The sequence below is a fragment of the Shewanella sp. MF05913 genome, assembly GCF_059758095.1.
Genome location: NZ_JCAYNT010000021.1, coordinates 42,668 through 58,407 on the forward strand (window position 1 = coordinate 42,668; position 15,740 = coordinate 58,407).

Consider the following 15,740-nt stretch of genomic DNA (forward strand, 5'->3'; position numbering starts at 1 on the left):
TTAAATTAATAAAAATCATACCCTAAGACATACATTTATGGTTTGTTAGTGTAAATTAATTGTATAAATGTATAAGTTTATTCATAAACTTTCACATACTAGTTAATTTTTCGAGGGCATTATTGAAATGTTGAAATTGAATGTGTTTCCTTACTCTGCGTTAGCGGTTTTATGTGCAAGTTCCACTGTTATGGCGCAAGAATCAAATTCATTAGACCTCAGTTTGCAAGAATTGATGAACGTAGAAGTCACATCGGTTTCAAAACAAAAACAGTCTTTATCCAATTCTCCCGCTGCTATTTATGTTCTTACTAACGATGCTATCCGCCAGTCTGGCGCGACATCCATCCCTCAAGCTCTGCGTGATGTACCTGGCTTACATGTTGCCCAAATTGACGCTCAAAAGTGGGCTGTCAGCAGCCGTGGCTTTAATGGCCGGTATAACAACAAACTCCTAGTGATGATGGACGGTCGAACGCTTTATTCCCCTGCGTTTTCAGGGGTGTATTGGGAAGTACAAGATACCTTAATGGGCGATATTGAACGTATTGAAGTGATTCGCGGCCCTAGTGCTGCATTGTGGGGTGCCAATGCGGTTAATGGTGTTATTAACATTATCACTAAACACAGTGCAGATACGTTAGGAGGATATGCTGAGCTTGGTGCGGGTGATTATGAACAAGGTTTTATCGGTGCACGATACGGCACTAAGCTATCAGACAATACGACCTCGAGAATGTATATAAAAGGCAATAGTCGTGACTCTTTAGGCCATAACCCAAATGATCTCGACAGTTCACTGATTGATGCTGCTGCGACCGTCGATAAAAATAATGATTGGCGCCATTTACAATTAGGTGGTCGGGTTGATATTCAGCTTGAAAACGACACTAGCCTGACGTTAAGCAGTGATTATTACACAACCAAAATGCAACAAGCATCAAATGTCGCCTCGATGGATCCGCCGGTATACCGTGAATTTTATTCAGAAGAAGTTGAGAGCGAAGGGTTTAATTTATTATCTCGTTACACTAAAGCGTTATCGGCTACCTCAGAATACACACTGCAAACCTATTACGATTTTGCCGACAGAGACGAAGAACTTTATCATTTACGCACCAATACTGTAGATGTTGATTTTCAACATCAGCTCATCGTTGGTGAAGATAATAATATCGTTTGGGGCTTAGGTTACCGATATATAAGCGATGATTTTAGTTCAATGCCTATTTTAACTAGTACTGAACCCGATTCAACAACAACGCATTTATGGAGTGCATTTGTAAGCGACGAAATTGCTTTAGTGGATGATGCACTTTGGTTAACGTTAGCGTCACGCTTTGAGCACAATGATTATACTGGATTTGAAGTTCAGCCCAATATCCGATTAATGTGGCAAGTCGATACTAAAAACAGTGTATGGACTTCAATTTCCCGTGCAGTAAGAACGCCGTCTCGTGTTGAAAATAACTTATCAGTTAATGCACTTAATATTCCGCCATCGGATGTATCACCCCCTGTTAAAGTGTTTGTTGTGGGCAGTGATGATTATCAATCAGAAGAGATAGTCTCTTATGAAGTTGGTTACCGCTTTGTACCCGCTAAAAAATGGTCTTTTGACACCACATTTTTCTATAATACTTACGATAAATTACGCAGCACCTCTGATGGCACAACTGATTTTAGTGCTTTTCCGAATTACCTTTCACAATACACTGTCTTTGAAAATCAATATGATGGCTACAACTATGGTGCCGAATTGTCATCAATGTGGGCTGTGACCGATTTGCTGCAATTACGCATTAACTACAGCTATATTCAAAACGAATTTGGTGACATCTTAGGTCAAAATACTCAGGCGCCGCAAAATATGGTGTCAACCATGATTGATTGGAACATAACCGAAAACATTGATTTTAATATGGTATGGCGTTTCGTTGACAATACCCAGTTACTCACCGGTAACGGAACGAGCTTTAAAACCATTGATGGCTACACAGGCGTCGATATTGGTGTTAGCTGGGCGGTAACGCCTAAGCTGATGCTATCTGCATACGGTAAAGATTTATTTTATTCATCACACCTTGAATATGAAGCCGAAAGTATTTTGCTGCCTTATCAAGTAGGGCCAAGTTATTTTGTTAAAGCAAGCTTGAGCTTTTAAGCATTATTTATGAAAAAAGATAACGTTTATCGACAGCTACTTTATTCATTGATGGCGATACTGGTGCTGTTTTCTGGTCCAACAATTGCCGAGGACTCGTTTGCCTTAAAAGCGGCATTTACCTATAACTTTGCTAAGTTTACTCAATGGCCTCAAACACGTCTTGAACAAGATTCTGCATGGAAAATTTGTTTTTATGGTAATCAATATAAAGACAGCTTTAAGGGGCTTGAGAATAAAAAGATAGCGACACATGCCATTTCGGCTATTCAATTATCAGAAACCAGCCAAATAGATCAATGTGATGTGGTATTTATCGACTCAGGCTCACGAGAGCTAACACGACGGTTATTTTTGGCTGTAGACAGTAAAGCAATTTTAACCGTGTCGGATATTTCTGGTTTTGCTGCACAGGGCGGCATGATTGAAATTGTAGAACAAGATAAACGACTATTTTTCAAAGTGAACATGCAAGCGTTAGAGCAATCTGGCTTAAATATGAGCTCACAGGTCTTAAAGTTAGCGCTTGAGGTAAAACGATGAGCATAATCAATTTTTCTTCTATTCGAACCAAGCTTATTTGTTCAATGCTTGCGATTGCCGTCATCGTCATTGTGATAATTTCTACCGCGTTAATTCGCCAGCAATTTGCCATTACCAAACAAAAAGCGGAGCAAAACTTAACCGTGCTCAGTGATATTGTTGCGAGCAACAGTTTATCTGCGGTGATATTTAACGACCCCAGTTCGGCCGAGAAAACCTTGTCTGCTTTAGTTGCTCAACCTGACATTATCAATGCGGTAATTTATGATCCACTGGGGCACATTTTTGCGGTGTACTCTAACAATACACAACATGAATCGAACATACAAACAGAGCAATTCTTAGATGTAGTGTCGAGTAAGAAAAAACACATTACGTTTAGCCATGGTGCTGTACATTCGTATACACCAATACTCTCCGAAGGTGAGTTTGTCGGCATGCTTCGCATTACCGACAATATGAATACTTTATCAAAACAGCTTGATGATTACTTATTGTTAGTGGCTTCAGCCAGTGTGTCGGCTTTTTTTGCCAGTTTATTGGTGATGTTTTGGTTGCAGTCGTTATTTACTAAGCCGATGAACACACTTTTAGCTGTGATTGAACAAATTTCAAACAACAAAGATTATAGCCAGCGAGTCAGCATAAAATCTCATGATGAATTTTCACAACTTGCTGATAGTTTTAACGTTATGATTGCTGAGGTTGACACGCGTGGCCAACAATTAGAAACCATTAACCGTGAATTAGAACATCGTGTAAGCGAACGTACCTTTGAGTTACAACAAATGTTAGAAATCGCCAAAAATGCCAATCTGGCTAAATCTGAATTTTTGGCAGTAATGAGTCATGAAATAAGAACACCACTTAATGGCATTATTGGTTTTTCAGATTTACTTAAATCCTATGATTTGAATAAAGATGTCACTAAGACTGTAGATATGATTAACGATTCAGCGCAAACGTTATTGGTATTGTTGAATGAGGTATTAGACTTTTCTAAAATCGATGCCAATAAAATGGATTTAGACATACGTGAATTCAATCTTCCTGATTTAGTCCATTCAACCTGTCAATCGCATCAAGTTGTCGCACACAATAAAAACCTCACATTTACAGTTGATATCGAACCATTAACGCAATTGAGCTATTTAGGTGACTCTGTTCGGATCCGTCAGATTATTAATAACTTCATTTCTAATGCGATTAAGTTTACTCGCCAGGGGGGAATAACGATTAAGGTTAGTGAACATATTGAGGGCTCAGATACCGTAATCAAATTCACTGTTAATGACACGGGTATTGGGATTTCTGACACTAAACTAGAATCAATTTTTACTCCGTTTACTCAAGCCGATAACTCCATTACCCGCGAGTTTGGGGGCACAGGTCTAGGCTTAGCCATTTGCCAGCAACTGATTGTATTAATGAATGGTCGCTATGGCGTTGAAAGCACCGTTAACAAAGGCAGTGTATTTTGGTTTAGCCTTCCGCTTGTCGCTGTTGATAGTTCATCTGAGCCCGTGAGCGAACTGTTTAACAATGCGATTAGCGAAGCTATTTACCGTAAAACGCATGTCCTAGTCGCTGAAGATAACGTCGTCAATCAATTAGTGGTCAAGAGCTTGTTAGCCTCTTTAGGCCATGAATGTGAAATCGTAGATAACGGCGAAGAGGCGATTAAGCGGGCTAGTGAGAAAAAGTTTGATGTGATTTTTATGGATTATCATATGCCCGTAGCTGATGGGATAGCGGCAACAGAAGCCATCACCAATCAAGGCCCTGAGGGTGTAAACTTTACCACGCCCATTATTGCGCTAACCGCTGATATACAGCCTAATGTAAAACGTCAGTTTCGAGCTGCAGGGGCAAAAGATACCTTACTTAAACCGTTTACCAGACAAACCCTCAGTGACTGCTTAAAAAAATGGGTATTTGACTCTGTCGAGACATTAGTCCAAAACGATAAACCAACCGATGATGAGCCACAGATTTTTGTCGAAGGTCCTCTCAATGACATTATGCAAATATCGCCAGATGATTCAGTGGAACTGTTGAAAACCATTATTGATATTTATATTAACAGTACCCCGACATTGATCAGCGATATTACACTGGGGCTCGCAGAGCAAAATGCCGATAAGGTGTTTAAAGCGGCGCATTCGTTAAAGTCTAGTTCTGCTAATTTAGGCGCGAGTAAAATACAATGTTTAGCCAGTCAAATTGAGTTATTGGCTCGCAATACCCAATTAGATGAGGCTAACCCGCTAGCAGCATCGCTTCACACTGTATTTGAACAAACTCAACAGGCGCTAATGCAAAAGATTGAGGAGTTGAGTCAATGACGCACAATGTAATACATGATGTCATTTTAATTGTGGATGATGATCCCGTCATTCGCATGCTAATGCGCCGTGCATTGAATCCGTCGATGACACATATTCTTGAAGCCAGCAGTGGTGAAGAGGCTATAGAATTATTCTGTTTGCACTTGCCCGACCTTATTTTACTTGATGTCTCTATGGATAAAATGGATGGTTTTGAATGCTGTTCTGCTATTCGGGCTATGCCAGAAGGTGATAATGTTGCCATTATTATGGTGACAGCTTTAGACCAGCCAGAAGACATTAAAAAAGCTTTCGATGTCGGTGCCACTGATTTTATGACTAAACCGGTAAAATGGCCTTTGTTGAATCATCGGATCCACTATGTCCTAAAAGCCAACAAAACCATTAAAGAACTGACTAAAAGTAAAAATCGATTGGCAAGGGCACAAAGCATCGCCCACTTAGGCTCTTGGGAATGGGATTTTAAGCATCAAACATTGGATTGTTCTGACGAAGTGTATCGCATGATTGGAATGCAGCCGCAAGAACGCGAACTCGACTTTGCTAATTTAATTGAAATTATTCATCCAGACGATCGTGAGTTTTTGACTAAAACACTTAAAAATGCTTTAAAAAACAAAGTGTCCTACGATATTGAATATCGAATATTAAATGGTAGTGGTGAAGTGATAACGTTACATGACAGAACCGATATCACCGATGATTTTACCGGGCAGCGTTTAAACGGCACGTTACACGATATTTCTAACCGTAAAAAATCGGAACAAGAAATTGCCTATTATGCTTATTTCGACACATTAACTGACCTGCCTAATCGACGGAAGTTTTTGGTTCAATTAGAATCAGCTATCGCATTAGCAAAGCGCCATGGAACAAAATTAGCCTTACTCTTTATCGATTTAGATCATTTTAAACGCATTAATGACACATTAGGGCACAAAGCGGGTGATGAATTACTCTGTGAAGCGGCTAAACGCATTAAAATGTCAATACGTAACAGTGATGAACTGAGCATTGGTAATAATCATGTCGACTTTGACAATGAACATATTGCACGCTTAGGTGGCGATGAGTTTACCCTGTTATTAACCGAACTAACCACATTTGACAGTGTTGCCATTATTGCTCAACGCATTATCGACGAGTTGTCTAAACCCTATTTTATTATGGGTAAAAAGACTTTTATCTCTGCCAGTATTGGTATTTCGTTTTATCCAGATGACGGACTCACTGGCGATATACTGCTACAACACGCCGATACAGCAATGTATGAAGTTAAAAATAATGGTAAAAATGGTTATCAGCTTTTTTCTCATGACATGCACAAGTCATTAATGGACAGATTGCAACTGGAGGCCGAACTCAGAGAAGCGATTAGCTTCGGCGATCAACTCGAATTACATTACCAACCTCAAGTGAGCTCATTAAACGGTAAAGTTATCGGTTACGAAGCATTACTGCGCTGGAATCATCCCACCAAAGGCATGTTGTCGCCTGTTGATTTTATGGCCATGGCAGAGAGCAGTGGATTAATCATTCCGATAGGTGAGTGGGCGTTAATTGAAGCCTGTAAAAAAGCCCAAAAAATCCACGCTGCCGACAGTAATTTTACTCGAATGGCCGTTAATTTATCTGCGCTACAATTTAATCACGCCAACATTGTTGACCACGTTAACAATGCATTGTTGTTAACATCGCTACCGGCTCATTTACTTGAACTTGAAATTACTGAATCCGCCATTATCAGTAACGTAGACGATGCCATTGCATTATTGTTTAAACTCAAAGAACTCGGCGTTCTTTTGGCTATTGATGACTTTGGCACGGGTTACTCGTCACTCAACTATTTAAAGAACTTTCCAATCGACACCTTAAAAATTGATAAGTCATTTGTCGATGGCATCGTTAATAATCAAAAAGATGCCGCCATCGCACGCACCATCGTCCAACTCGCACTCAACCTGGGGTTAGGCACAATCGCTGAAGGGGTAGAGCACGAAGAACAGTATGAATTATTAAAAGCGATGGGATGCAATGATTTACAAGGATACTTATACGGAAAACCAATCGCACTTGACCTGTTTTAATACTGATACGAGTCAACAAGAACCGTTACCAGCCAACAAAGAAGAGGTAGCCGTTCCTCATATTTCTGAACCAGCCATTTTAGCCTTATTTGTGTCGTTAAAAAAGTGATTCCTCCAGAGTCTGCACTCAATTAATTTGATTTTTGGTGCAATGGTCAACGTTGCCAATATCGCTTCTTGCCCTCTAGTCGCCTAGATAAACAATCCTTTCGTTAGCCTTCTAAATCGTTAAGCGATATTGGCAATATGATTTGCATAATGCAAAGCATATTGCGTTTCAGTATGCAAAAGCACTAGTGCTAGTATGCATCCAAATCTCTATTCTCAACTAAATTGCATTTAAATTAAGGTATTACACTCATTCTTTGGGGTGGCGTATTAATTGCTTTTATATTAGTGGTAAACGATTAAGGCAAATAGCAACAAATGGTATTTTAGTGGTGGAGAGTTTGCCGCGGAGGTGTAAATGAGCGTCAGAATTGAATTACTAGAGTTTATTCAGTGCGTACTGGCCAAGATGCTGGGGCAATGTGACAAACCTATCCAACCTTGTTTAATCAATAAAACAGGGTTTTATAGTGTGGTGTATCAGGCTGAACCAGCACTCATTAACCAACAACTCACAGAGCTGATTCAGCAAGCGTTGATTGTGACTCAACATCAGCTTGTTGTGATTGTCAGTGAGCACAATAAACACCTAGAGTTAGCCCTGTATGCAGACGACAGTACCCAGATTGTTTCAAAGTGCACAACACCTGAAAAAGCCATCTATTCACAAGCCATCAACATCCCTGAAGCGTTGCTGGTTGTGGAGACGTCATCGGTCAAAATGGACACCTTACTCAATGCATTTAGGTGCCACTCGCCACTTCATTTTACACAAAAGCAGCAAACCCCATCGCACAGTGAAGCTATGCAGGTCGAGCTAGTTGATTTAACTGATGAGACGCCTGAAATAGTGAATTATGTATCGGTTGACGCTAATACGTCCCGACTCAGTTGTGTCAACATGACAACGGCATCGACTCAAGACAATAACCATGTTGCATTATTTTGGCCCTTTTATGATACGGATATAATTAACATGATAAATAATCAAACCGCACCAGAGCCATTAAGCATTTTAGTGGCTGATGACAGCATGCCAAGTCTGGTAGCCACTAAAGCGATGTTAGAGAAACTGGGCTGTAAAGTTACGACAGCCAGCGATGGCAATATTGCGCTAGCACTGGCTGAGCAACACCCATTTGATTTGCTTTTACTGGATGAAAGAATGCCAGGATTATATGGCAGCCAAGTTGCTGAAAAACTTATAGCGCAAGATGGGACTAATCGATTAACCCCAAAAGTGTCATTAACAGGCTTAACCGAACCCGATGAAATTCAACAGCTATTTAATAAAGGCATTACTCATTACCTTGAAAAACCAGTGACAAAACTTGCGTTAGAGCAGTTTCTTATTCAATGGCAGAGTTAAGTCTACTTTTATGGATGAACCTGGAATAAATGGAGATAACAACATGACACAGCTAGCAAAAAAGGCTCTAGTGCTAATTGGTTACCAAAATGATTACTTTGCTAAAGAAGGTATATTACATAGCGTCATAGAAGAGTCATCAAAAATTACAGGGGTACTGCAAAACACCTTAACGCTGCTGCGTAACCACGGAAAAGACTTTGCCATTGTCGTTAATACACCCATTTTATTTACTCGTGATTACAGCGAATTAAAGAATCCAGTTGGTATTTTAAAAATCATCAGTGAAGTGGGGGCATTTAAAGAAGGCTCTTATGGCGCACAGGTGATCCCAGAATTGGAAGAGTTTGCCGACTTTATTAAAGTCATGCCAGGTAAGCGAGGTCTTAATGCGTTTTCTAATACTCAATTAGCTCAAACCTTGCGCCAAGCTGGCGTTGAAGAGGTTGTCCTTGCTGGCACTGTTACCTCAATTTGCATCGATTCAACGGGTCGCTCAGCCATTGATTTGGGGTTTAGTACCACTATTTTAGACGATTGCACTTCTAGTCGAACGCCATTTGAACAATCATTTTATTGCCAGGACGTTTTCCCTTTGTACGCAACCGTATGCCATTCAACTGACTTACGTTAATCAACCAGGAGAACTCCCATGGCCGACGAATCCAATGATGAACTGCAAGTACAAATACAATATGCGCTTGTAGAGAAACTGTCGCATACACAAAAACGCCAAAAGAAGTTACTCGAATTATTAGATGAATGTATTTTTGAATGCAATGAACAGCTCGAATTTACCTTCACTAATCCTGCCTGGCAAACGCGCTTAGGCTACAGCAGTGAAGCATTAGCGAACATGAACTTGTTAACACTCATTAGTTCATTCACTCAGCAAGCGTTGCTTGATGTGTGCCTAAACAAACTTGCAGACAGAAATAATGCCAAACCGGCAATTATTGAAGTTCAGTTAGCGTTAAAAAATGGCCAACATCATTGGTTTGAGTTAAGGATTGTTCAAGATGGTGACAGCGGATACATAGGCTCGTTATTCGAAATTCAACAACATAAAGACATTCAAGCTCAGTTACTTCATCAGCAAAACTATGTCAAAAGGTTATCCCTTGTTGCCAGTCACACGCGTAACTTAGTGGTGATTACCGACAGAACGGGTTGTATAGAATGGGTGAATAAAAGCTTTGAGGAGCGAACCGGATATTTACTTAAAAATATTATGGGTCAAAAACCTGGACTGCTATTACAAGGTGAACAAAGCGATCAAACATCAATCGATGCTATGTCTGAAGCACTAAAACAGGGTAAAAGCTTTCAAATTGATATTGTGAATTACACCTGCGATAAACAGCCATACTGGGTAAACATCAATACCAGCCCAGTGGTTGATAGTACGGGTAATATTAGCCATTTTATTGCAGTACAAACCGATATTACTGAGAGTCGCGCGGCATTAACGGCACTTAAAGACGCGAAGTATCAAGCAGAGCAATTGTCAGAAGCAAAAAGTCGTTTTATGGCAAACATCAGTCATGAAATTCGTACGCCGTTAAATGCGGTGATAGGGTCGGCAGACATACTACTTGATAGCGGTCTCACGCGTGAGCAAACTCGTTTTACCGAAATGATCAGTACGAGTAGTGATGCGCTATTAAGCATTTTAGATGATGTACTAACGTATTCACGTTTCGAAGCGGGTAAAATTAATATTGCCAATGAGCCCTTTAAATTAGACCGATGTTTAGAGGAAGCCATCGATATTGTGTCAGGTACCGCGTTAGAAAAGAGCTTATCTGTGATACTAAATATTATGCCCAAAGTACCATTGTCAATTATTGGTGATAAGGCGCGTATTAGGCAAATATTGATTAATCTATTAGCGAATGCCGTTAAATTTACGCATCAAGGTGAAGTGGTGGTTAAAGTTGATTACTTTACACATCACGATCAATTGACCTTGCAACTAGTGGTGCAAGATACCGGTATTGGTATCGCGGAAGATAAAATCGATAATATGTTTGAAGCTTTTATGCAGTCAGACACCTCTTCAACCCGTGAATACGGTGGCAGTGGTTTAGGTTTAGCTATTTGTCGCCAAATATGTGAGGCGATGGACGGAGAGATAAGCGTTGAATCGACGCTTGATGTTGGCAGCCAATTTACCGTTGAAATTCCTTTACGTGTTGAACCCAAGGTGTGTGACTCAAAAGCGAGGATCATTCAACATCGTCAACACTCACACTGTTGGGTTGTCGGGCAACATCAGAGTTTAAATCCTGCCGTTTATAATATGTTGCAACATTATGATCTGACTTATTCATGGTTTGAACATCGTACCGATTTACCTGATCAAGTTGCCAATAACGTCGACATTATTTTACTCACCGACCCAAACCTATTAAGTCATTGTCGCGAATACTTATCTGTTTCGAACCAGCAACTTCAAAGAAAAGTGTGTTTGTTTACAATTGACTTAAAAGGGAAAGAACGTGGGTTTAGCCATGAGAATCAAAATGAGATTTTATTGAGCGGGCCTTTTAAACTGTCGCACCTTAATTGGGCGCTAGAATTAATCGATGATCCGTTAGTTAACCAAGAGCTCATTAGCCCATGTCATGGTGGGTTAACGACAACGTTGTTTGAACAATACCGAGATAAACATGTCTTGATCGTTGAAGACAATATGAATAATCAAGTGGTGCTTAGCCAATTACTTGCAGAAGTGGGCTGTCAAACTCATTGTGCAGCACATGGGCAAGCGGCAATTGAGTATTTAACAACACACAACACAGATTTAATACTCATGGATATTCAAATGCCAGTGATGGACGGTGTCACTGCAACAGAAACAATTCGTTCTAGTCGTCAACGATATAGTCAAACTCCGATTATTGCCGTCACGGCGAATGCCATTCATGGCGACAAAAAACGCTTTATTCAAGCCGGCATGAACGACTATCTCGCTAAGCCAATCAATCGTGACAAACTTTATCAATTGCTCGAACGTTATTTGAATCCCAATCATACAATTAAGCGCAGCAAATTAGACCGAATTCAACACACTTTACAGCAACTGTCTTAAAACAGTTTACCCATTCAAAGTATTCCTAGGGGCAAATATGGAACCGGCAACGCACACGGTTGATGAAGCCAACAGGCTAAAAGCGCTACAGCAGTTACACTTGCTTGATAGCGCCCCAGAAGAACAATTTGATCACATGACGCGGTTTGTACAGGCCTATTTCAATGTGTCGATTTGTTTAGTGAGTTTGATTGATGATGATCGCCAATGGTTTAAATCTAAGCAAGGGCTAGATGTGTGCGAAACGGGCCGAGATGAATCATTTTGCGGCCATGCTATTCATTCAAGCGACGTTTTTGTGGTGGAAGACACCTTAAGCGATCCTCGCTTTGCGGATAATCCGTTGGTGACCGATAAACCGAACATTCGATTTTATGCCGGCTATCCATTACAAACTGCGGGGGGCCACCGTATTGGCACCTTATGTATTATCGATTCCACGCCCAGAACCTTCAGTTACCGAGATAAACAACATTTACAAGACTTTGGCAAAATTGTAGAAGGATTAATTGCGCAACAAAGTGCTGAGATTGAAATCGACAAACAAAACTCATTGATGCAAGGACTGATTAGTTTAATCACTAATAAAGCACCCCGTTGGGGACGTAAAACCGTTGCGTTAACACTCAGTTGTGCCGTGTTTGTCATCAGTTTGCTATTAGCGTACTACACAGACAATCAGCAAATTGTTGCACAAGCTGATGTAATTGCTGAGCTTAGCCAACGTGAAGCGACAATCGACTCTCGTTGGCATTATGCCGTATTTGTATTGGCTGGTGGGGGCTTAGCACTATTGATGTATTTCTTACTTCGGTTACCTGCCAATCTCAGCAAAATGCTGCATATTTTATCAGTTAATCAAATTCGTAATGAGAGACGATTTAGGGATGCTATTGAAGCACTCGGCGATGGTTTTATTATTTTTGATAAGCAACAAAACGTCGCGGTATACAATGAAAAGTTTATGTCTATGTATCCCAAGCTGAGTAATATTTTGCGTGAGGGTAGCAGTTATAAAGAATTAAGGCTCAATGATACGGTAAGAGGACTGGTTAAAGACCCACAGTTTTTAGATGTTGACGATATTCGCCATAACGAACCTGAGCGGATTATTGAGCTGACCGATGGCCGCTGGATTAAAATAGTCGAACGTCCCATGCGTGATGGTGGAATCGTTGGATTCCATATTGACATCACCGACATAAAACGCAATGAAATTGCATTAATCGAAGCGCGTCAAAAAGCGGAAACCGCCAATTTGGTCAAGTCTAAATTTCTGGCCAATGTCAGTCACGAAGTGCGCACTCCACTTAATGGCATTATGGGGTTGCTCGATGTGATGTTAGATGATGAATCTCTTAGCTCTGAGCAACAATTCTACCTTTCAACGATGCTCGAATCGTCTAACAGTTTGTTGAAGATTTTAAATGACATACTCGATGTCAGTAAAATTGAAGCGGGTAAATTAATTCTTATCTCAGAACCTTTTGAATTAAACGCTACTTTAGAGTCCGCTGGTCGTCTTATGTCGACCAATGCCAAATCAAGTGGCTTAACACTTGATATCGCATTACCAAACTCAGAGTTAAGTTTACTTGGTGATAAGGGACGACTTCGTCAATTGGTGCTGAATATACTCTCTAATGCGATTAAGTTCACCAATCAAGGCAAAGTGAGCTTAACCGCGAGCTATGAAATGATTTCAGATCTTGAAGTTAACGTGATTATCCGCATTACCGACACTGGAATAGGTATTCCTAAATCGATGCTAAATCATGTTTTAGAGCCTTTTACTCAAGTCGATACTTCGGCAAGAAAGCAGCATGCAGGTACAGGACTCGGTCTCGCCATCAGTAACAATCTAGTTAAATTAATGCATGGAACACTTAATATCGACAGTGAAGAACAATTGGGTACTCAAATATGCATCACTTTGCCATTTCCGTTGGCTAAGCCCATCAAATTGAGCTCACAGGCATTAATCGACAATTTACATGTAAAAGCGAAAGATTTAAGCATTTTACTGGCCGATGATGACAAGACCAACCAGTTGGTAATGAAGGCTCTGTTTGCCCACCTAAATTACACTATTGATATCGTCAATGATGGCGTAGAAGCCGTAAGTGCGGCGCAACAAAAGCAATATGACATCATTTTAATGGATATTTACATGCCAAACATGGACGGAATGAGTGCATCAAAGCACATTCGAGCTAATTCGTTATCATCTGCGACACCCATTATTGCGTTTACGGCCAATGCGATGGAAGGCGATAAACAGCGATTTTTAGAAGCTGGCATGGACGACTACATCTCTAAGCCTGTCAATAAAATCACTCTGCTTAACATCCTGTCTAAATTTGTATAGTTGCCCTCTGTTTGCTTTGTATTTTGATTGGCAAAATGCAAACAGAATGGCAACTTGCGAAACATGATTTTCCCACATCACCAACGTGAAATAATATACCTTTAAATTAATTAAAATCAATAGCTTAGTTTTTGTTTGTTGCTGGCGTTTTTGGCTCAGGTCTTGCAATTTCTCTAATACACTTAGAATCATTGTTTTGGAGCAAGGTATGTATGCCAAAAAACACACAGTAGTCAACGAAGATGCAAGTAACTCAAATTGGAATGAGCTCACAGATGTAATTGAGGAGGCACTCAAGCAGCATTGTTTTAGTATGGTATATCAACCTCTCATATCAGTACAAAGTGGTAAAGTGGTAGGGTTTGAATCGCTAGTCCGTTGTGAGTCGCCCACCTTTGGGGTTATTTCTCCCTGTGATTTTATTCCTTGTGCAGAACAAAGTGGTCAAATCTTAGAATTGGGTAGCTGGATATTTCAACAAGCATTATTGGATTTAAAACGCATGCGCAATCAAGGCATGGAGAATATTTGTTTATCATTAAATGTATCACCAGTGCAGTTATTACATACCAATGTCTACGAACAGCTTATGTCACTCATTATCGAACTCAACATCCCACCCTCAGCCATTAAATTGGAACTCACAGAAACTGCGCTAATTCACGATCCTCAAACCATTTGTAAAGTGTTTAATGCCTTTAAACAAGAAGATGTACAAATATGGCTTGATGATTTTGGTACAGGCTTTGCCTCACTCAGTTTGTTGCGAAAATTTAATATCGATGGCCTTAAAATAGACCGAAGCTTTGTCAATGGAATTGCAGATAATAACGATGACTTCACTTTATGTAGCGCTGTTATTGCCATGGCTCAACGTTTGGGGTTGCATATTGTCGCAGAAGGCGTCGAAACCGAAAGTCAGCTGCAAATATTGAGTCAACTCGGTTGTGATGTGGTGCAAGGGTATTTACTGGGTAAACCTCAAACCTTAGAACAAAACTTAAGTCTGTGGAGTTAACTCATATTGCGATATCCCAGCAAGTAAACCCACATACTGAAGTCGCATATTGATTTGCAAATTGCAAATCAATATGCGACTTTACCTTATACGCAGAGGCGATTAACGAATATGTTAGTTATAAGTGATTGATATTTATGTTGAATAGCCGTATTGCATTTTGGCTTAACTTTTGCGTTATCTAGGTTAGTAACATAGTTGGTATGACCAAGTAAAATGCTCCAGTAAGCATGCATAAGCAATGATTAACATGAGGTGACGAATGTCCAACGCTACAGAAATTACCGCATGTCCTATCATGCAGCTCAGCACGCTCAATACGTTAGAAGCCGATTTAGGCTCAGATACTTATCAACATCTTTTGAGTCTGTTCGAACAAGAATTAACCGAATTGCATGCTAAATTGCACACTGCCGCGGAGCAACATCAGTTTCAAGACATCAATAATGCCACTCATATCCTCAAAAATACGGCCGCGTTATATGGTGCAGATCGTTTATCGGCGAGTGCTGCATTGGTATATCAACTCAAATCCAATCAACCATACATTGCGCAAACTCAACAGTTAATAGGCATCATTAACGAGACATTAACTCAATATAAAGCACACATAAACTCGATAGCAGAGTAGGGAGTCGGCC

Annotated in this window: 10 protein-coding genes; all 10 read left to right on the top strand. The window is 40.2% G+C overall.

The window, feature by feature from the left end; genetic code table 11:
* Positions 1–127: 127 nt before the first annotated feature.
* The 10 genes from AC19MV_RS19065 to AC19MV_RS19110 all read left to right on the top strand — a co-directional run bounded on the left by AC19MV_RS19065 (position 128) and on the right by AC19MV_RS19110 (position 15,730).
* On the top strand, positions 128–2,164 hold the full coding sequence (locus AC19MV_RS19065) for a TonB-dependent receptor plug domain-containing protein (protein WP_498309535.1): 2,037 nt from the start codon (positions 128–130) through the stop codon (positions 2,162–2,164).
* A gap of 9 nt (positions 2,165–2,173) precedes the next feature.
* Positions 2,174–2,707 carry a YfiR family protein gene (locus tag AC19MV_RS19070; RefSeq protein ID WP_498309536.1) on the top strand — a complete coding sequence of 178 codons (534 nt, stop codon included), beginning with the start codon at positions 2,174–2,176 and terminating at the stop codon, positions 2,705–2,707.
* On the top strand, positions 2,704–5,052 hold the full coding sequence (locus AC19MV_RS19075; protein WP_498309537.1) for an ATP-binding protein: 2,349 nt from the start codon (positions 2,704–2,706) through the stop codon (positions 5,050–5,052). Before AC19MV_RS19070 ends, AC19MV_RS19075 begins: the two co-directional genes overlap by 4 nt.
* Complete coding sequence (locus tag AC19MV_RS19080) at positions 5,049–7,142, top strand: two-component system response regulator (RefSeq protein ID WP_498309538.1); 2,094 nt, start codon at positions 5,049–5,051, stop codon at positions 7,140–7,142. Before AC19MV_RS19075 ends, AC19MV_RS19080 begins: the two co-directional genes overlap by 4 nt.
* A gap of 466 nt (positions 7,143–7,608) precedes the next feature.
* Entirely contained in the window at positions 7,609–8,619 is a 1,011-nt protein-coding gene (locus tag AC19MV_RS19085) for a response regulator (protein ID WP_498309539.1), read from the top strand.
* 43 nt (positions 8,620–8,662) lie between these two features.
* On the top strand, positions 8,663–9,253 hold the full coding sequence (locus AC19MV_RS19090; protein WP_498309540.1) for a cysteine hydrolase family protein: 591 nt from the start codon (positions 8,663–8,665) through the stop codon (positions 9,251–9,253).
* Positions 9,254–9,271: 18 nt separating this feature from the next.
* The gene (locus AC19MV_RS19095) at positions 9,272–11,713 is read left to right on the top strand and encodes an ATP-binding protein (RefSeq protein ID WP_498309541.1); all 2,442 of its coding nucleotides are present in this window, start codon (positions 9,272–9,274) and stop codon (positions 11,711–11,713) included.
* Between the two features lie 37 nt (positions 11,714–11,750).
* Positions 11,751–14,081 (top strand): ATP-binding protein, encoded by a 2,331-nt coding sequence (locus AC19MV_RS19100; RefSeq protein WP_498309542.1) that lies wholly within the window; start codon positions 11,751–11,753, stop codon positions 14,079–14,081.
* 208 nt (positions 14,082–14,289) lie between these two features.
* Complete coding sequence (locus AC19MV_RS19105; protein ID WP_229786270.1) at positions 14,290–15,099, top strand: putative bifunctional diguanylate cyclase/phosphodiesterase; 810 nt, start codon at positions 14,290–14,292, stop codon at positions 15,097–15,099.
* Positions 15,100–15,361: 262 nt separating this feature from the next.
* Positions 15,362–15,730 carry an Hpt domain-containing protein gene (locus AC19MV_RS19110; protein ID WP_498309544.1) on the top strand — a complete coding sequence of 123 codons (369 nt, stop codon included), beginning with the start codon at positions 15,362–15,364 and terminating at the stop codon, positions 15,728–15,730.
* Positions 15,731–15,740 lie beyond the last annotated feature (10 nt).